20 protein-coding genes are annotated in these 18,013 nt (G+C 37.7%); 16 read left to right on the top strand and 4 right to left on the bottom strand.

Going from position 1 to position 18,013, the window contains the following annotated elements:
- Positions 1-255 precede the first annotated feature (255 nt).
- Together ACH6EI_RS12080 and mug are read left to right on the top strand one after the other, a co-directional pair.
- Positions 256-1,593, top strand: coding sequence for a coiled-coil domain-containing protein (locus tag ACH6EI_RS12080; RefSeq protein WP_033579068.1), 1,338 nt, complete (start codon positions 256-258; stop codon positions 1,591-1,593).
- A gap of 68 nt (positions 1,594-1,661) precedes the next feature.
- On the top strand, positions 1,662-2,174 hold the full coding sequence (gene mug / locus ACH6EI_RS12085; RefSeq protein ID WP_033579067.1) for a G/U mismatch-specific DNA glycosylase: 513 nt from the start codon (positions 1,662-1,664) through the stop codon (positions 2,172-2,174).
- A 20-nt stretch (positions 2,175-2,194) separates the two neighbouring features.
- On the opposite strand, the gene ACH6EI_RS12090 is transcribed toward mug, so the two are convergent.
- Positions 2,195-3,304, bottom strand: coding sequence for a metallophosphoesterase (locus ACH6EI_RS12090; RefSeq protein ID WP_108674727.1), 1,110 nt, complete (start codon positions 3,302-3,304; stop codon positions 2,195-2,197).
- Positions 3,305-3,451: 147 nt separating this feature from the next.
- Positions 3,452-3,751 carry a hypothetical protein gene (locus tag ACH6EI_RS12095; RefSeq protein WP_013057177.1) on the bottom strand — a complete coding sequence of 100 codons (300 nt, stop codon included), beginning with the start codon at positions 3,749-3,751 and terminating at the stop codon, positions 3,452-3,454.
- 156 nt (positions 3,752-3,907) lie between these two features.
- On the opposite strand from ACH6EI_RS12095, the gene ACH6EI_RS12100 reads away from it, so the two are divergent.
- Complete coding sequence (locus ACH6EI_RS12100; protein ID WP_098999356.1) at positions 3,908-4,408, top strand: metallophosphoesterase family protein; 501 nt, start codon at positions 3,908-3,910, stop codon at positions 4,406-4,408.
- A 35-nt stretch (positions 4,409-4,443) separates the two neighbouring features.
- On the opposite strand, the gene ACH6EI_RS12105 is transcribed toward ACH6EI_RS12100, so the two are convergent.
- Entirely contained in the window at positions 4,444-4,668 is a 225-nt protein-coding gene (locus ACH6EI_RS12105) for a hypothetical protein (protein ID WP_014459961.1), read from the bottom strand.
- Positions 4,669-4,817: 149 nt separating this feature from the next.
- On the opposite strand from ACH6EI_RS12105, the gene ACH6EI_RS12110 reads away from it, so the two are divergent.
- From ACH6EI_RS12110 to ACH6EI_RS12160, 11 genes are all read left to right on the top strand, one after another.
- Complete coding sequence (locus ACH6EI_RS12110) at positions 4,818-6,800, top strand: methyl-accepting chemotaxis protein (RefSeq protein ID WP_098999355.1); 1,983 nt, start codon at positions 4,818-4,820, stop codon at positions 6,798-6,800.
- A gap of 79 nt (positions 6,801-6,879) precedes the next feature.
- The gene (locus ACH6EI_RS12115) at positions 6,880-7,017 is read left to right on the top strand and encodes a hypothetical protein (protein ID WP_014459963.1); all 138 of its coding nucleotides are present in this window, start codon (positions 6,880-6,882) and stop codon (positions 7,015-7,017) included.
- A 198-nt stretch (positions 7,018-7,215) separates the two neighbouring features.
- Complete coding sequence (locus ACH6EI_RS12120; RefSeq protein WP_189643504.1) at positions 7,216-8,652, top strand: FAD-binding oxidoreductase; 1,437 nt, start codon at positions 7,216-7,218, stop codon at positions 8,650-8,652.
- Positions 8,649-9,212 carry an MFS transporter gene (locus tag ACH6EI_RS12125; RefSeq protein WP_028413262.1) on the top strand — a complete coding sequence of 188 codons (564 nt, stop codon included), beginning with the start codon at positions 8,649-8,651 and terminating at the stop codon, positions 9,210-9,212. Before ACH6EI_RS12120 ends, ACH6EI_RS12125 begins: the two co-directional genes overlap by 4 nt.
- 101 nt (positions 9,213-9,313) lie before the next feature.
- On the top strand, positions 9,314-9,505 hold the full coding sequence (locus tag ACH6EI_RS12130; RefSeq protein ID WP_028413263.1) for a hypothetical protein: 192 nt from the start codon (positions 9,314-9,316) through the stop codon (positions 9,503-9,505).
- 118 nt (positions 9,506-9,623) lie between these two features.
- Positions 9,624-9,815 carry a hypothetical protein gene (locus tag ACH6EI_RS12135; protein ID WP_033579060.1) on the top strand — a complete coding sequence of 64 codons (192 nt, stop codon included), beginning with the start codon at positions 9,624-9,626 and terminating at the stop codon, positions 9,813-9,815.
- A 396-nt stretch (positions 9,816-10,211) separates the two neighbouring features.
- Positions 10,212-10,556, top strand: coding sequence for a Na-translocating system protein MpsC family protein (locus tag ACH6EI_RS12140; protein ID WP_013057171.1), 345 nt, complete (start codon positions 10,212-10,214; stop codon positions 10,554-10,556).
- A 188-nt stretch (positions 10,557-10,744) separates the two neighbouring features.
- Entirely contained in the window at positions 10,745-11,539 is a 795-nt protein-coding gene (locus tag ACH6EI_RS12145; RefSeq protein ID WP_028413265.1) for a formate/nitrite transporter family protein, read from the top strand.
- 295 nt (positions 11,540-11,834) lie between these two features.
- Positions 11,835-12,026 carry a hypothetical protein gene (locus tag ACH6EI_RS12150; protein ID WP_028413266.1) on the top strand — a complete coding sequence of 64 codons (192 nt, stop codon included), beginning with the start codon at positions 11,835-11,837 and terminating at the stop codon, positions 12,024-12,026.
- Between the two features lie 116 nt (positions 12,027-12,142).
- Positions 12,143-14,104 (top strand): GTP-binding protein, encoded by a 1,962-nt coding sequence (locus ACH6EI_RS12155; RefSeq protein WP_099331020.1) that lies wholly within the window; start codon positions 12,143-12,145, stop codon positions 14,102-14,104.
- Positions 14,105-14,216: 112 nt separating this feature from the next.
- Entirely contained in the window at positions 14,217-14,528 is a 312-nt protein-coding gene (locus ACH6EI_RS12160) for a hypothetical protein (protein ID WP_034327748.1), read from the top strand.
- A 58-nt stretch (positions 14,529-14,586) separates the two neighbouring features.
- On the opposite strand, the gene ACH6EI_RS12165 is transcribed toward ACH6EI_RS12160, so the two are convergent.
- Positions 14,587-15,108: an LURP-one-related family protein gene (locus tag ACH6EI_RS12165; protein WP_098999351.1), complete on the bottom strand. Its 522-nt coding sequence runs from the start codon at positions 15,106-15,108 to the stop codon at positions 14,587-14,589.
- Between the two features lie 224 nt (positions 15,109-15,332).
- On the opposite strand from ACH6EI_RS12165, the gene gad reads away from it, so the two are divergent.
- The gene (gene gad, locus ACH6EI_RS12170) at positions 15,333-16,736 is read left to right on the top strand and encodes a glutamate decarboxylase (protein ID WP_028413270.1); all 1,404 of its coding nucleotides are present in this window, start codon (positions 15,333-15,335) and stop codon (positions 16,734-16,736) included.
- 213 nt (positions 16,737-16,949) lie between these two features.
- Complete coding sequence (locus ACH6EI_RS12175; protein WP_108674724.1) at positions 16,950-17,936, top strand: hypothetical protein; 987 nt, start codon at positions 16,950-16,952, stop codon at positions 17,934-17,936.
- The last annotated feature ends 77 nt before the right edge of the window (positions 17,937-18,013 follow it).

The raw sequence follows: 18,013 nt of genomic DNA on the forward strand, positions 1-18,013 counted from the left end.
AAAGGTATATTTTTGCAGGCAAGAAGGGAATGTATACACAAGCGTTAAATGTTACATTACTGAAATACAATTGTAATATTGTTATTCTTTTTTTGAACGTTTATCGTGGTATAATTTTCGTAGATTTTCATTAGCATATTTAGCTATTTATCGACAAATACAGTGAACTTTACATAAATTGTCAGAATTTTATACATATTGATACATAATTAGAAATTACTAGTTTAACAGAGCGAGAAAGCGGAGGAATTCATATTGAAAAAGAAAATGCTTTTACTTAACACAACGGTTTTATTAGGCCTAGGAGGAGTTTTATCAACTCCAGCGTATGCCTCTACCATTCAGGATATGGAATCACAAAAATCTCAAATTCAAAATCAACGCCAAGATGTGCAATCTAACATCAAAGCAGCTTCTGATGAATTAACACGCCTTCAAGCAGAACAAGATCAAATGAAAGCACAGCTTGAGCGATTAACATTAGCAGAAGAAGAAAATAATAAAAAAGCCCAAAAAACAGAAGCGGATATTAAAGAAACGTCTAAACAAGTAGACCAGCTTGAAAAAGAAATTAAGCTGCTTCAAGAAAAACTTGAAAAGCGAAATGATATTTTAAAAGATCGTGCACGTTCCATGCAAGAAAGCGGCGGTAACGTAGAGTATTTACAAGTTTTACTCGGTTCTTCAAGTTTTGGTGATTTTGTAGACCGCGCGCTAGCTGTTTCGACTATTGTAGATGCAGACCGCGGTATTTTAAAAGAAACTAAAAATATGCAAGACGAACTAAAAACAAAACAAGCAGATGTTAAATCTAAGCTTGCCAGCTTAGAAGATATGAAGGCAGAACTGGATGAAATGACTGTCCAGCTAGCAGCTCAAAAGAAACAAAAAGATGCGTTGGCAAAAGAACTAAAAGATAAAGAAGCAAAAAATGAAGAACTAAAAGCTTCTCTACAATCAAAAGACAGCTCTCTTGCGAATGAACAGTCTACGCTTGAACAAAATATTAAAGATCAAAAAGCGGCGGAAGAAGCAGCAAGAAAAGCAGCTGAACAAGCAGCTAAAGAGGCAGCTAAGAAAGCAGCCGAACAAGCTCAAAAAGCAGCGGCGGAACCAGCTGAAAAAGCTGATTCGCCTTCTCCTAAAGCAGCACCAAAAGCAAGCAGCAATGATGTTGCACCTACAAGCGCTCCGGCTCCAAAAGCTAGCAATGTTGTAACGGTAGGAAACCGCTGGATTGGAAACTCTGCTTACGTATTTGGCGGAGGACGCAGCCAGTCTGATATTAACCACGGTTTATTTGACTGCTCGTCATTTGTACACTGGGCATATTCTCAAGTTGGTGTTAACCTTGGGCCTCTTGGATCTGTAAGTACAGAAACGTTAAAGCATGCTGGAACGCAAGTGTCTTCTAGTCAAATGCAGCCTGGAGATCTTGTTTTCTTCGATACATATAAAAAAGACGGACACGTTGGTATTTATGTAGGCGGCGGCAAATTCATCGGTGCTCAAAGCTCAACAGGTGTTGCAATTGCAAACATGAGCAGCGGCTACTGGAAACAAAAATTCAACGGACGCGTAGTTCGTATTTAATAGGGTATAGTAAAAAGAAAACATCCAATTTGGATGTTTTCTTTTTACATTGTAAGGAGCGTATGACTATGAACTCTATTTTTGATCATATACAGCCCAACTTAGATATTTTATTTGTCGGTTTTAACCCAAGCATCCGTTCCGGTGAAACGGGTCATCATTTTGCTAATCCAACCAATCGTTTCTGGACGATTCTTCATAAAGCAGGTTTAACAGATCGTAAATACCATCCCGAGGAAGATCACTCGCTGTTACAGCTAGGATACGGTTTAACAAATATTGTGGAGCGTCCTACAAAGGCAGCTGATGAGATTACAAAAGAAGAATATGCAGAAGGCAGAGAAATCCTAAAGAAAAAAATCGCTACATACACGCCTAAAATCGTTTGTTTTGTTGGAAAAGGTGTCTATCAGCAGTACAGTGGACGCAAGCAAGTAAAGTGGGGCAAACAAGAAGAATCGATGGTATCAGGAATAATGGATTTTGTTGCCCCGTCTTCAAGCGGGCTCGTTCGGATGAAAATAGATGAAGTAGTGGCTATTTACGCAGAACTTCCGAAGTTGCTGCGTACATTAAAATAGAGAAAGCCCTAAGGCTTTCTCTATTTTGTAAATGAAATATCAATTTGAATAATTTCTGACCGGCTTCCGATTCGAAGAGGAGGACCCCAAAAGCCAAATCCTGAAGAGACAATGGTATGCAGCTGATTTGTTTGTTTGTAGCCCCAATCAATTTCAAATAACCGCTTTGTGATCAAATGATTAGGTGCCATTTGTCCTCTGTGAGTATGACCGCATAGAAGTAAATCTACGCCTGCTTGTTCCGCTTCTTTTAAAGAAAGCGGCTGATGATCCATCGCAATGACCGGAAGAGAACGATCCGTTTCACTCGCTAAATCGAAAAAGCTGTCTCGATTTTTATCCGTCTTATCTTTTCTTCCAATTAAGTACAAGCTATCGCCTATGTTTAACACTTCATCCATTAAAATAGGAATGTTCATTTCTTTCATTCTTTCCACAAACTGAGGGATCTTCCCGCCGTAATACTCATGGTTTCCCAAGATTCCATATGTGCCTAAAGGAGCTTTGAGCTGCTTCATCATATAATCCATTTCTTTTTTAAAAAATACGTGGGGGTCATCGTCAATAATATCTCCAGGAAGTAAAATAAGATCTGGCTGTATCTTTTGTACATGAGTGATTAGCCGCTGTAAATGTTTTTTGCCGGACAATGTGCCAAAGTGCATATCAGATGCTACGGCAATGCGAAGGTTTTTCCGATTCGTCTTTTTAGGAAGCGAAATTGTATATTTTCTTACTACAGGACTGTAAGCATTATACGTACCGTAAGCAAAAATGAATAAAAAAGCAACAATCATGAAAAGTCCGATTGAATCGATAGCTGTAGAAAGCGAAGCGCCTAGAAAAGTGAGAATATATACGGCTAGATTACTTATAGGAAGCAAAAGAACTGAATATTGAATAAATCCTAACCAATACGATCCTACAATTTTAAACATGCTCACTTGTTGAAACGCGCGACTGATGATAAAGGAATAAGCAAAAAACACAACGATCACCGTAAGAATCCATTTGTTTTCCACTTCAAACATTGTGTGAAGCCACACCCAAGCGTTCCATCCGATGTACAGAACGAATAAATTATATAAAATAACAACTAAAATAGACCTTACTAACACACTTACTTTCATACGCTAACCTCTTTTCTTTCATCCGTAATTCCACTATAGCTCATTTTTATTGCTTCAACAAAATTTTATCTCTTCTTTCATCAATAAAATTTTTGCCTGTTGCACAAACGAAAAAACACACCTATAAAACAAGGTGTGTTTTTTGTATTAATGATGGTGATGCGCGTGGTGAAGGCTGCTAATCACAAATTCAGGCTCTGGAACGTGGAAATATTGAATCCATACGCCTTCTAAAAATTTCTCGCGTTTATCTAAAATGATATCGATATCTTTATCTGTTTTTACGATTTCATCATGTTCAGTCGGCGTATCGAATTTCCAATCATAATGCGCATGATCACCGTGGTCGATAGTTACATATACACGGATCATTTTTCCTTGACCTTCTGGGCTAGCCAAGGCATTTTTTAATACTTTTGCTGCGTTTCGATTAATTTTTACTTCCATTTCGAAAACTCCATTCTGTAACTTAGTATGTAAAGTATTTTCGCAAACTTAAACGAAAAAGAGAAATTTTTTGCCTGACGCTCCGTATAGAGTTGCTTCATTACAACATAATACGCTACACTACACCATATTGAATGAAAAAGGAGCGTATCATAAATGAAGATCGTTATTTTAGGTGACACTCATATCCCCAAAAGAGCGAAACATTTTCCAAAAAGACTCCTAGCCGAACTGAAAACAGCTGATGCGATGATTCATACCGGAGATTTTCAAACGATAGATGTCTACAATGAACTGCGCGTTTTTGCTCCTGTACACGGTGTGATTGGAAATGTAGACAGTGAAGAGCTTCAGCAAGTACTTCCAACTTCATTACTTCTTCCGTTTGATGATGTTATGATTGGCGTAGTCCACGGTCATGGAAAAGAAAAGACGACTGAAAAACGTGCACTTTTGGCATTTGAACATCAACAAGTCGATGCAGTAATTTTTGGTCATTCTCATATTCCTGTTCATAAACAAATTGGTGATATTACATTGTTTAATCCAGGTTCTGCTACTGACAAGCGGCGTCAAAAGCAATTTTCGTTTGGACTGCTGTACATACAAAAAGACACGCTGCACTTTGAACATGTTTTTTATGATTCTAAAGACTAAAACAAGAGGGGACTCTTGTTTTAGCACTTTTACGTTTACGTTGTGTGGTCTAAATGAGCGATATATTCGTGAAGCTTATTTTCTTCATAGTCGTTTAAGTCATGCATCGGAATAACCTGCTGAGTTTGAGGATCCGTTCCTCTTACTTCCGCAATTTTTACTCCTTCTTTATAGATATTAAAAATATCTTTTTCTTCTCCGCGCTGAACCTTTTCTGTTTCAAACATTGAAAAAGACTTGCTGTTTTTACTTTCTTCCATTAAAATCACCTACTTTTTTTATCGTACTCTTATCTTTTCACTCCCATTGTTAATTATGTATACACTCGATGACTAAAGGAATATGAAGTCTTGCCGATAGAAAGGAAGTGCACGATTACTTTTAACTACGGAGAGAGAGGCTACATAGCATGGAGAGAGTAAGAAAAAAAAGGTCCCTTAATAACTTCAAGATAAAGCTAGGGCTAGCATTTGCAGCGATCTTATTAGTGCCATCTGTTACGATAGGTGTATCAGCTTACATAACAGCGAAACATGAAATTGAAAACCAAATTATTAACACAGCACAGCAAAATGTACAGTCCATTAATTCAGTGATTGACGATACCATTGGACCCAAAATTCATGATGTAGAGTTTTTTGCATCAGTGGTAAACAACGAGCGCTACAATGAAAAAGATATGGCTACTTTAAGCAAAGATTTTAACTTATATGCTTCGCTTCATCCAGAAGCCGTCAGCATTTTTACAGGAAATCAGCAGGGGAAGTTTATTCAAGCGCCTAAAAAAGTGACACAAGCAGGCTATGATCCCAGAAAACGAGATTGGTACAAGCTAGCCATGCAAAACAAAGGGAAAACAGTTGTCACTGAACCTTATCCCTCAGCCTCTACAGGTCAAACCGTTATTACTGTAGCAAAAACAACGGCTGATGGCACAGGGGTTATTGCTTTAAATTTAGATATAAGCCGCATCAATAAAGCTGTCAGCAAAGTGAAAATCGGAGAAAAAGGATATCCATTTCTTTTAGATGGAGAAAGAAAATATATTGTTCACCCTACGGAAAAAGCAGGTACAAAAGCAACAGATTCTCTTTTTGACAAGCTTTATGCAAAGAGATCCGGATTCTTTGAATATACCTTTAACGGTGATGAAAAAAAGATGGTCTTTACGACAAATAAAACAACGAACTGGAAAGTTGCAGGCACTATGTATTCATCAGAAGTGAGTGAAGCAGCACATCCTATTTTTTACAAAACACTATTTATTATTGTAGTTTGTCTGATAATCGGGAGTCTTACCATTTTTGTGGTGTTACAATCGATTATTAAACCGCTCAAACAGCTTAAGAATCAGGCTCTGAGCGTTAGTGAAGGAGATTTGACAACAGCGATTACCGTCAGTTCAAAGGATGAAATCGGCGAGTTAGGGTATGCTTTTAGTCAGATGCAAAACAACCTTCGTACATTAATTCAAAATGTTGAAATGAGTGCAGAACAAGTGGCTGCTTCTTCAGAAGAGCTAACGGCCAGTTCACAGCAAACGAGCGCTGCGACTGAACAAGTATCGGTTGCGATACAAGAAGTGGCTTCCAGTGCAGAAAAACAAACGTCTGTTATTGACCAAAATGCAGCTTCTTTAGATGAGATTGTACAAGGAGTTTATACCATTGCCAAGCGTACAGAAACTGTTTCTCAGCTATCAAATCACACAACGTCTGAAGCGGTAGAAGGTGGAAAAGCCGTGAGAGAAACGGTCGAACAAATGGAATCCATTTCTCAGTCCGTCGAGCTATCTAATACAACGATTCGTACTTTGTTTCAACGTTCAAAAGAAGTTGGAACCATTTTAGAAGTAATCAGCGGCATTGCTGCTCAAACAAATTTACTAGCCTTAAATGCTGCAATCGAAGCGGCACGAGCTGGAGAACATGGAAAAGGGTTTTCCGTTGTAGCAGCAGAAGTAAGAAAGCTGGCAGAACAATCACAAGTGTCCGCGTCTCAAATTTCTGAGCTTATTCAAGCTATTCAACAAGACACTCAGGAATCTGTACATACAATGGAGCAAGTTACAAACAAAGTTGAAGAAGGACGAACGATATCACAAACGGCTATTCAAAAATTCGAACAAATTCTAAGCAGCATGAATGAAACGACTCCGCAAGTAGAAGAAGTGGCTGCGACTGCTCAGCAAATTTCAGCAGCGGTTGAAGAAGTGGCTCGTACAGCGGGTGAAATGGCAATCCTTGCTAAAGGAAATGCAGCTACATCTGAAGAAGTGGCTGCATCAACTGAAGAGCAGCTGGCTTCAATGGAGGAAATTGCTGTTTCCGCACAATCTCTGTCTCAAATGGCAGAACAATTAACAGCACTCATTAGCAAATTTAATTTGTAAACTTTCGTCAAATCGTCATAGACCTCTTTTATATTGGAAAAAGTAGAACATACACACACGAAAGAGGTGAAAGTATCTGATGGAGCAAACAAAAATGACCTTTGAGCCAGCTTCAATTAACGATGATATGCATGCGAAGCTTAAACAACTAGAAGAGCAGTTTCAACAAACGTTGGGAAAAAGAGTAGCTTTAGTTGCATACGAAGCTGAAAAATAAAAAAACAAAAAAAGAAAAGACCTAGTGTCTTTTCTTTTTTTGTTTCAATAAGGTTAACATACATTAAATTACAAGATTTTTTCATATACTTTCTCAAAATAAGTTATAATATAGTGTAAAAATACACTATATTAGTGTTATTCCACTTTTTGTATGGTATAATTTCACAGAAATAAAGAAAGGAGCTTACAGTTTGTGATGAAGAAAAACCTGTTGTTAGGATCTTCTTTATCTTTTTATCTAGTAGGTTCGTATACCTCATATCATATCTATAAACAGCAGCAAACCCGTCCTGTAACGGAGGATGTTGCGCAGCTTCTTCCTACAAAAGTCAAAGAAATAAAGCATGGAACCACTGAAAAACAGCTGAAAAATTGGGTGAAAACCGCTTCACAGCATCATGAAAAAATAGCGATTTCAGGCATGCAGCACAGCCAAGGAGGGCAGACATACTATCCTAATGCTATTTTACTTGATATGAAGCAGTACAATAAAATTATAGATTACAAGCCCCGTCAAAAAGAAATTACGGTTCAAAGCGGGACAACGTGGAATGATATTCAGCAATATATACATAAAGACGGTCTTGCTCTTAAAGTTATGCAATCACAAAATATTTTTACCGTTGGAGGTTCTATTAGCGTGAACGTACACGGCAGAGATATTCGATACGGTTCTTTAATGGATACTGTCAAATCTATGCGTCTCCTGCAGGCGGACGGATCTATTATCGAAATTAGCCGGACGAAACACCCCGAGCTGTTTTCTTTAGTAAACGGAGGCTACGGGTTATTTGGGGTCATTTTAGATGTGACGCTTCGTTTAACGGATGATGAATGGTACGAAGATGAAATTATTCGCTTAGATTATAGGCAGTATACAGCGTATTTTAAAAACTACGTACAGCATAATCCTGACGTTCGTATGCATATGGCGCGTATTTCTGTTTCTCCTAATCAATTGCTAACAGATATGTACGTCACAAACTACCGTTTATCTTCTCAAAATACTTCTACTGTAAACGAACCGCTCAAAACAGAAAAAATAGTGGCGCTTCCTAAATTTATGCTAGGACTGTCTCGATACAGCGACTGGGGAAAAGATATGCTGTGGGAAACACAAAAGGCTTATTTCTTAAAGCAAAATGGACGGCTTGAAACAAGAAATAATGTTATGCGTTCTGAAAGTGATTTTATGGAATACGAAAGTGCTAGCCGGACGGAAATTTTACAAGAATACTTTGTTCCAGTTGATGAATTTGCTTCTTACATCGAGGATTTACGTCAAGTGTTATCAACTGAGGAATTAAATTTATTGAACATTACCGTTCGCTATGTAGAGAAGGATAATAAAGCCGTCATGTCTTATGCAAAAGACGATATGTTTGCTCTTGTTTTACTTATTAACCAGAAAAGAGACAATCAAGGCATCTCTGATACACAAAGAGTTGTCCGAAAAATGGTGGATGTGACGCTGCAGCATCAGGGAAGCTATTACTTGCCTTACTACGGCTACCCAAGCAAGAAGCAGTTAGAAGAGGCTTACCCTCATACAACCGCCTTTTTTAATTTGAAAAGAAAATATGACCGGAACGAAACGTTCGTTAATTTATTTTATAAGGAGTATGGAAAATGACGTACAAACAACTCTTACATTCACAAAGCCTGATGATTACCGCAAGCAGTATTGTGTTTCCTTTTTACCTTTTACTGCTTCGAAATCTTGGCGATAGCTATTCACAATTTGGCTTAGCTTACGGAATTTTTGCTTTAACCGCAGCTTTGAGTCATCCGTTGATCGGTTCATGGAGTGACAGAGTAGGAGAAAAGCGCTTGCTTCTTTTATATACGTTTGGGATGGCCGTTGTTATGATTGTGATTCCTGTTTTAACAACGATCACACAGGTGTATATCATTCAAATTATAATGGGTCTGCTTGGAGCTCTTCAAAAAACAGCAGAAAAAATAGCGTTATCTAGGCAGACAGATCGTGCTCACACAGGAAAACAAGTAGGACACTATCATTTATGGACCTCTATATGGGCAGCCTTGGCCGTTATTGCAACAGGGTATATCATTGATTTTCTGACAATCGGAAGCCTTTTTTACATCACTTCGTTTATGTACGTAGCGGCAGGGGTATTAATATGGCAAAAACCAAAAACAATCGAGCTTGAACACCACCATTCGCTGTAAAAGCATATATGGACAGGTCACCTGAATTTTTTAGTTCGTACAGTAAGATACTATAAAAAATTTATGTTCTCCCGATATAAGTACTGAAAGGAGAAACGTTTATGCAAGGTATAAGTATATCAGGGCAAGATGCATGGTCTTCTATTATAGTATCGTTCGCTATTTTCATCATTATATGGGGTCTGATTCCAGGCTTAACTATAAAGTATGTATGTAAAAGTCAAACACTAGGTATAGCAAGTTTTTTTATCGGTATTGTCTATGGAGTTAAAGCAGGTCATTTTCTTATTTAAATACGGTTTAGGTTAAATAAGGAAGCTTGGACCGCTATTAGCTAAGTCGGAGTCCCTTTTGTTTCCTGTTATTTTTTTAGAGCAATTCTCCATAATAACAGTTAAAGAGGTGAATCCGATGACAGATAACAATGTCGGGTTTGGAGTTAGCGGAAGCGAAGAGACTAGAAAAAAATCTACTGTTTCTAGTAAAACTCCTATATCTAATGATGTACAACAAAATCAAAAACAAGATAACTACGAAAAGCTTAGCCATCAACTAAATTCATTATCTGATGATGAATTTAGAGCAGATCGTGATGAAGATTAAGGGCTACCTATCAAAAAAGAATATTTAAATTAAATAAAGTATTATGAAAGTAAACTAAGTGGATTCCATGACTTTAACGTGATAGCATTAAGTACTGGTACAAACATACCACTTGACTATTTTGACATGCTATCTTGTCAAAGTTCTTGGTTATTTCTTTGATAACTGAGAATTCATTTGTAACCTTTAAGTAGAGATATAAAGGTAATCCTTCACTTTAATAAGTGAAGGATTTTTTTTCATTCCGTAAAAGTTTTGCAATTGTTTGGATTAATAAGAATAAAACAGATACATTGTATACAATGTAAACGTCGTCATGTATAATGTAACTTATTCTTAGTTGAAAACTTGAATGAGCAGGACAGACATACTCGAGATAAGCGGAGGCATACACCGGTGTCTAAAAAAATACATGATTTTAATGATATTATCCGAAAGCTGCGCAAAAAACTTTTTGGAAAAGGTCCAGAACGAATTCATACTGTATTCGTTCAAAACATGGCTATTTCAACTTTGTACGGCAACTTAACGCCAGCTGAACAATTTATCGCGAGAACAACCGAAGGTAAAGAGACGGTACATATGGCAAGAACGAAGCTTATTCAAAACCTTTATGCTTCATCTCCTCCAGAGGGGCTTGAAGACTTGTTAGGAGCTAAGCTGGAGTACTTATTTTCTGATATCAAAGTGGAAGAAGATATTGCTGTTTCTGTGTTTGTGTTTGAAACTAATATTCAGTAGAACAACGCAAAATACATAATTTAATTAAATGAAAGAGAAGTAGGATCTGCTTGTTTTTTATTTGATTTTATTATAAATAATGATGACTGATATACTGTAAAGAAAGTGCAGGATTATTAGGCAGCATTCAAAAACCTTGTGTAAAAGGTGTTTTTGAGTGCTGCCTTTTTTAATTAAGGAGGAGTTTTATGGCATTTCACAAGCCGGATAAAATGTTAAACATCGCTTTAGAATCGGGGGTTTCAAAGACGAAGTTATCCCTTTCTTCTATTCTTATGCTTGGGTTTCTAGGAGGCGCGTTTATTGCGCTTGGTTTTTTACTAGATGTGCGCGTCATTGGTAATTTACCAGCTGAATGGGGAAGTTTATCAAATCTTTTAGGAGGAGCCGTCTTTCCTGTAGGTCTTATGCTGGTAGTACTTGGGGGAGCAGAGCTCATTACGGGGAATATGATGTCTGTCTCCATTGCCCTGTATGCAAGAAAAATTTCGCTTCGTCACTTGTTTCATAACTGGTTTTGGGTCACGCTTGCTAACTTTTTAGGTGCCGTATTTATTGCGTATTTCTTTGGACATATTGTCGGGTTAACAGAAACGGGGCCTTTTTTAGATAAAACGGTAGCAATTGCTCAAGCTAAAATTGACGACTCATTTTTTAAAACGCTTATTTCTGCCGTGGGCTGCAACTGGCTTGTATGTTTAGCTATTTGGCTTTCATACGGCGCTGACGACGTTACGGGGAAAATTCTTGGTATTTGGTTTCCGATTATGGCATTTGTTGCGATTGGCTTTCAGCACGTTGTAGCCAATATGTTTATTATTCCCGCTGCTATTTTTGCAGGTCATTTTACATGGATTGATTTTATGACAAATATTATCCCTACCTTTATTGGAAATATGATAGGTGGAGCTGTATTTGTAGGCCTTATTTATTTTTCTTCTTATCAACAGAAACAAAAAGAACGATTAAAAAAAGCTTCTTAATCAGGATTTATCAGTTGTCATTAAAAAAGCAGTCTCTTAGTAAAGAGGCTGCTTTTTTGATAGTGAAAGGTGAAAAAATGTACTTTTAACAATTTATGTATGATAACATATAAATCGATTAGAATATGGTACCATGAGCGTTTGAATCCACACTATTATTTTCATAATAATATTATGGTTAACTAGATGTTGATTAATACATTCGCAATTGAATATCTAGTACTACTTACTGTTTTATATGATTCATATGCAAATCATATTTAATAACTTACTAACGCTAACGGAGAGTGAAAAAATGAAGTTCATGCTTGCTGTTTTATTGATTATACTTGGTAGTATTTTAGTTGGTTTGACCAGTAACAGTCTAGGCGCAACAGGTAATAACATCATGCATTTATCTGGAATTGGGTGCCTTATAGCAGCTATTTTTATAGCAAAAGGCAAAAAAGATATCAAACACCGTAAAAAAAAGGAATGCGATGTTTAATCACGCATTCTTTTTTGATGTAAGCAGCTCTAGGCCTTTGTCATCCACTTTTTCTTACGATTATTATAAAATAGAAAGTAACAGCTATACATACAGCAGTAAGGTGGTATTTAACAATGAAACAATTCAACAAAACAATCGGTATTGCAGCGCATGTGGATGCAGGGAAGACTACGTTTTCCGAGCAGCTTCTTTACCACACAAAAAGTATTAAACAGCGAGGAAGAGTTGACCACAAAGATTCGTTTCTTGATACTCATACGATTGAGAAAGAACGGGGCATTACGGTATTTGCTGACCAAGGAACTTTTTCATATAACGGTTCTACTTATTATTTAATTGATACACCTGGCCACGTCGATTTTTCACCTGAAATGGAACGTTCTATTCAAGTGATGGACTATGCGATTGTTATCTTAAGCGCAGTCGAGGGAGTGGAAGGGCATACAGAAACGGTTTGGCAGCTGCTTCAAAAACATCGTGTGCCCGTATTCTTTTTCATCAATAAAATCGATCGTGTAGGAGCAGATCCTGAACGTGTTATAAATGATATTAAACATAACTTAACCCCTGATGTTTTTGACATAACTTCAGAGCTTATAGACGGCTCGTTAAGTGAGGAACTTATTGAATTTACAGCTGAAAAAGATGAAGAGCTTTTAGATGCATTTATGGAAGGCAAGAATGATCAAGCTTATTGGAAAGCGGCTATGCAAAAGCTTTTTCAAGCCAATCAGATTTTCCCGTGTGCTTGTGGCTCAGCTTTGCAAGACATCGGTATTGAAAGTTTTTTAGAAAAGCTCGATTTGCTAACAGAAACTCACTACTCGCAGGAAGAAGCATTTTCAGGGCGTGTATATAAAATTCGGCACGATGAAAACGGCATGCGCATCACGTTTATCAAAGCTCTAAGCGGGACACTGCAAGTGCGTGATGAAGTGGCTTATGAAAAAAACGGAGAGCTATACGAAGAAAAAATCACTCAAATTCGTGCTTATAACGGAAGCACATTCAAAAACGTAAATGAAGGTTCAGCCGGCGAACTTTTTGCAGTTACAGGATTGACTTCCGCATCCGTTGGAGACGGTCTTGGAACGTTAAAAGAAAGCCGCTCCTATGAACTTTTGCCTACGTTAAAATCAAAAGTTGTTTTTGATCCTTCTGTTCATCCAAAAGAAGGAATTAAACTTTTTCAACTATTAGATGCCGAAGATCCTTCTTTACATGTGACGTGGGAAGAAAGGACTCAAGAGCTTCATATTCATGTGATGGGAGCCATTCAGCTTGAAGTTCTCGAAAAACTGATAAAAGAACGCTTTAATATAAACGTACAGTTTGAAGAACCAGAAATTTTGTACAAAGAATCTATTGAAAATACAGTGATGGGCTACGGGCATTTTGAACCGTTGAAACACTATGCAGAAGTTCACTTGAGAATAGAAGCAGCGAAACAAAACAGCGGAATTACCTTTGAAAATGCTTGTCACGCCGATGATTTATCCGTTGGGTATCAAAATCTGGTCCGTCAGCATATATTTGAAAAGCCGCATCACGGTTTGCTAACGGGGTCGCCTACTACTGATCTAAAAGTGACGTTGTGTACCGGACGAGCTCACAACAAGCATACAAGCGGAGGAGATTTTAGAGAAGCAACGTACCGAGCATTACGACAAGGGTTAGAAAAAGCCAAAAATATTGTGCTAGAACCGTATTATGACTTTAAAATTAAAGTGGATATTGATCAAATGGGGAGGGTATTAGCTGATGTTCAAAGCGCACACGGCCGCTTTGATTCTCCTGTAACAACCGAAAACAAAGCGATTATTACAGGGAAAGTTCCTGTTGCTACTTTTATGAACTACGGTTCGACGCTAGCATCTTTTACGCACGGAAAAGGAGCGATGTCTCTATTATTCGGAGGGTATGAACGTTGTCATAATGAAGAAGAAGTTATTGAACGAATCCGCTACAATAAAGAGGCAGATCCGGAATACAGCTCATCCTCTGTCTTTTGCGCCAAAGGACAGGGATATACGGTTCCTTGGAAAGAAGCAGAAGAAAAAATGCACTGTTTATAAAAAAACACTGTAGCAATTGCTACAGTGTTTTTTCTCCATACCTTACCTTTACAATAAAAACCACATTATAGTATAGTTTACTTATATTTCTAAAAAATGAGGTGATAGAAACGTGGATGCTACTGTTAAAACAACTAAAAGCGGGATAATAGGTGGGGTTCTTGGAGGAATTTCACTTTTATATGTTATCATTAATACTTTATTGATCCTTAACTTTTTTACAGGACTTGTTGAGGCTGAAAAGCTTCAAGGTCTTCCTATTATCGCACCTATCTTTTTAGTTCCGCTCATGATTGTCCCTGCAATTATTGGTTTTTTTATAAAAAAAGACAAGCTCTGTCTATGGGCGATTATTTTAAATATCATCTTGTTTCTTGTACCAATTGGCTACCATGTCATCGGTACATTAGTATTCGGTCCTTAATCAAAAAACGAACAAACTTCAATATAAAGTTTGTTCGTTTTTTGATATCACATAACCACTATTGAGCCGGAGCAGTAGCTGTACTGCTGTTTTCGTCTTTCACCATCATCCTTACACCTTGTACAACCGCAATTCCTTCCCACTTATCAAGATCAGGTTCAAGAAATTCTAAAGCAAACGTGTGCGGACGTAACGACAGAAACGAAGAAAGTGTGCGGACTTGAATGACAGGAACGCCGGAACGTAAAACGTCAAATTTACGATCTGTTATATTCCCCGTAATTTCATATGTATCGCCGTCGTTTCTAATATAAAGATACTTCTTTTTAAAAAAAGTGAATTTCCGTTGAATCATTCCAACTTCATTTCCGTGGTGATCTGAAATAATCAGCTTTGGCATAAGGGCAAACATTTTAGATTTACCTGTAAACACGATCTCTTCGTTTTTTAAAATCTCAAATTTATTAGCAATAGATAACTTATATGCGACATTTCCAACAATGTCTTGTGATTCATTATAGATAGGAGATTCACCTAATTCGAAAAACTTGTCTTGCAAAATAATTCCTTGTTTCTCCATCTAAAAACCTCCTTTAGAATATATTACCATATCTTACACCTTTTGAGTTTGGCAAGACTATTTTCATGGGTATTATTAAATAAAGTTCGTCCTTACGTGCTACGAATAATGAAAAGAATGAAAATAGGTTTCAAAGCTCATAATGTGTAAAGGAGACCTGCTTGTTACAACACCAGGTGGAACGTAAAGCAATTTGTTAGATATACATAAGGAGATGATACTTTATGCCTCAATGGCATCCGCATCGTGAACAAAAAAATTTACCTGATGAATTTCCTGTTAATCCGCTTTTTTCTCGACAAGGAGAAGTGACGATTCCAAGGCTGCGTATTGGTGATCAAGGTATGCTTCCCGAAACAGCTTATCAAATCATTCATGATGAAATTGCTTTAGACGGGAATGCCCGCTTAAATTTAGCTACGTTTGTTACTACGTGGATGGAGCCTGATGCAAAGCGTTTGTATGGAGAGTCTTTTGATAAAAATATGATTGATAAAGACGAGTATCCGCAGACAGCGGCTATTGAAGAGAGATGTGTACGTATTTTAGCGGATTTGTGGAATTCACCTAATCCTGATACAACGATGGGTGTTTCTACTACAGGTTCATCTGAAGCTTGTATGCTTGGTGGACTGGCGTTAAAAAGACGGTGGCAGAAACTGCGTAAAAGTAAAGGGCTATCAACAGACCGGCCGAACATTGTATTTAGTTCATCCGTTCAAGTGGTGTGGGAGAAGTTCGCAAACTATTGGGACGTAGAGCCTCGTTATGTGAACATTAATGCAGATCATCCTTATTTAGATCCAGAAGGCGTCATTAATGCGGTTGACGAAAATACAATTGGTGTCGTACCGATTCTTGGAGTGACGTATACAGGAGTTTACGAACCAATTGCTGCTATTGCAAAAGCATTGGATGAGTTGCAGGAAAAGACAGGATTAGATATTCCTATCCACGTAGACGCTGCTTCTGGAGGTTTTATCGCTCCGTTTCTTCAACCAGACCTTATCTGGGATTTCCGCTTGCCGCGAGTAAAGTCCATTAACGTATCGGGACACAAGTACGGTTTAGTCTATCCTGGTTTAGGGTGGGTGATTTGGAGAGAAAAAGAAGACTTGCCTGAAGATCTTATTTTCCGCGTTTCTTATTTAGGGGGCAACATGCCAACTTTTGCGCTTAACTTCTCTAGACCAGGAGCACAAGTCCTTTTACAGTACTACAATTTCTTACGTTTAGGTAAAGAGGGCTATTATGCCGTGCAAAAAACCTCCCAAGAAAACGCGCTGTTTCTCAGCCAAGAAATTGGAGAAATGGACGCATTCGAAATTATCGCCGATGGTTCAGATATCCCGGTTCTTGCTTGGAAACTAAAAGAAGGATACACGCCAAACTGGACTCTTTATGACCTGTCTAGACAACTGCGCACGTATGGATGGCAAGTGCCTGCTTATCCACTCCCAGCAGACATGGAAGAAATCACAATCATGCGCATTGTTGTTAGAAATGGATTTTCAAGAGACCTTGCTCATTTATTTATGGTTAATTTCAAACAAGCCGTTGAATTTCTTAACTCATTGGATAGACCTGTTCTTAAAGACACGAAATACGACAATGGATTTCATCATTAACAGCGATTACAAAAACACAAAGCCGTGTTATGAAAAGTACATGGCTTTGTGTTTTTTATGCATAAAAAGATAATCTTTTCAAAAAAATACCATAAATCAAACAAGAAAATATTCTTATATTTTCTTAATTTTGGTATAATAACCCCTAAGGTTTTATAGTTCTTTAGAATTATATAAAACCTAAAAAAAGATAAAAAAAGGGGATAATAGTCTATGAAAATGTTGAAAGTTGCTTTTGGCATTCCGTTGTTAGCCGTATTGCTAGCAGGGTGTAGTGATGAGTCCAGTGAAACGGTATCGCAAAAAGAAGAGTCTGCAGAGAAATCAACAGCGGTTCATACGAAAGAAAACGGCAACAAAACGGCTGTAAAAGAATCATCGCCAAATACATTACAAACAAAAGCATCAACCATTAAAAAAGCCGTTAATTCTAAAGAAGCTGATCGCGATTACTTATTAAACGTAATGAATGGTTATCAGTATATCCAAGTAGGTGACAATCAGTATATTTACTACGGGATTAATCAAGAGCAAAATGTTTTTTGTATGATGGAAGTTAATTTTGACGCCAGTGGTGATTATGTAGAAAACATCAATTTTGTTGATAATGCTTCAGAAGAACAAATTGCTTTGCTTCAAAACCAAATACAAGAACAACAAAAGCAATTATCAGACCTTGAGCAGCAGCAAATGGAAAAAGAATTAGATGATTACTACGCGCAGCTAGAAGAAGACAAACAAAAAGAAGAAGAGGCGCAGGCCAAGGCCAAGGCTGATGCAGAAGCTGAAGCTCAGGCAGAAGCAGATCGCAAAGCGGAGGAAGAACGTTTAGCAGAAGAAGAGAAGAAACAGCAAGAGGAAGAGGAAACTCAGGCTGATTCGGAAGATGAGGCGCAAACAGAATCAGAATCAGAGCAAGAAGAAGATACAGAAACCCTTGAGGAAGAGGAACCAGCCGAACAAACAGTTTCCCAAGAGCAAGCTATCCAGCTAGTTCGTGACCAACAAGGCATATCTGAAGATTCACCTCTTCTTGTAGAATACGATCACCTTGACGACTCAGGAAACTATATTATCCATGTTTATGAAAATGTTGTGGATAATGAAGATACAGGAGAGGAACATACAGCTACACAAGGTTGGTATCAAGTAAGTCCTAGTGATGGGTCAATTACTGATGTTACGGTAGATGGTTACTAATAAAAAGAAAAAAGGTTTATTAAAAGAAGCGTTCCTAACTAAAAGGGAGTTGCTTCTTTTTTAAGGTATAATTTCAT

It is taken from the genome of Priestia sp. JSM ZJ58, from assembly GCF_044383985.1.
In the GTDB taxonomy this organism is placed as follows: domain Bacteria; phylum Bacillota; class Bacilli; order Bacillales; family Bacillaceae_H; genus Priestia; species Priestia zanthoxyli.

What these genes read in the sequence shown, in the direction of transcription:
- ACH6EI_RS12095 (WP_013057177.1), bottom strand. Translation starts at nt 3,751, where the DNA reads ATGGAAGTAAAAATTAATCGAAACGCAGCAAAAGTATTAAAAAATGCC.
- ACH6EI_RS12130 (WP_028413263.1), top strand. Translation starts at nt 9,314, where the DNA reads ATGCAAGGTATAAGTATATCAGGGCAAGATGCATGGTCTTCTATTATA.
- ACH6EI_RS12175 (WP_108674724.1), top strand. Translation starts at nt 16,950, where the DNA reads ATGAAAATGTTGAAAGTTGCTTTTGGCATTCCGTTGTTAGCCGTATTG.
- ACH6EI_RS12125 (WP_028413262.1), top strand. Translation starts at nt 8,649, where the DNA reads ATGACGTACAAACAACTCTTACATTCACAAAGCCTGATGATTACCGCA.
- ACH6EI_RS12135 (WP_033579060.1), top strand. Translation starts at nt 9,624, where the DNA reads ATGACAGATAACAATGTCGGGTTTGGAGTTAGCGGAAGCGAAGAGACT.
- mug (WP_033579067.1), top strand. Translation starts at nt 1,662, where the DNA reads ATGAACTCTATTTTTGATCATATACAGCCCAACTTAGATATTTTATTT.
- ACH6EI_RS12105 (WP_014459961.1), bottom strand. Translation starts at nt 4,668, where the DNA reads ATGGAAGAAAGTAAAAACAGCAAGTCTTTTTCAATGTTTGAAACAGAA.
- ACH6EI_RS12145 (WP_028413265.1), top strand. Translation starts at nt 10,745, where the DNA reads ATGGCATTTCACAAGCCGGATAAAATGTTAAACATCGCTTTAGAATCG.
- ACH6EI_RS12110 (WP_098999355.1), top strand. Translation starts at nt 4,818, where the DNA reads ATGGAGAGAGTAAGAAAAAAAAGGTCCCTTAATAACTTCAAGATAAAG.
- gad (WP_028413270.1), top strand. Translation starts at nt 15,333, where the DNA reads ATGCCTCAATGGCATCCGCATCGTGAACAAAAAAATTTACCTGATGAA.
- ACH6EI_RS12155 (WP_099331020.1), top strand. Translation starts at nt 12,143, where the DNA reads ATGAAACAATTCAACAAAACAATCGGTATTGCAGCGCATGTGGATGCA.
- ACH6EI_RS12165 (WP_098999351.1), bottom strand. Translation starts at nt 15,108, where the DNA reads ATGGAGAAACAAGGAATTATTTTGCAAGACAAGTTTTTCGAATTAGGT.
- ACH6EI_RS12100 (WP_098999356.1), top strand. Translation starts at nt 3,908, where the DNA reads ATGAAGATCGTTATTTTAGGTGACACTCATATCCCCAAAAGAGCGAAA.
- ACH6EI_RS12120 (WP_189643504.1), top strand. Translation starts at nt 7,216, where the DNA reads ATGAAGAAAAACCTGTTGTTAGGATCTTCTTTATCTTTTTATCTAGTA.
- ACH6EI_RS12115 (WP_014459963.1), top strand. Translation starts at nt 6,880, where the DNA reads ATGGAGCAAACAAAAATGACCTTTGAGCCAGCTTCAATTAACGATGAT.
- ACH6EI_RS12090 (WP_108674727.1), bottom strand. Translation starts at nt 3,304, where the DNA reads ATGAAAGTAAGTGTGTTAGTAAGGTCTATTTTAGTTGTTATTTTATAT.
- ACH6EI_RS12150 (WP_028413266.1), top strand. Translation starts at nt 11,835, where the DNA reads ATGAAGTTCATGCTTGCTGTTTTATTGATTATACTTGGTAGTATTTTA.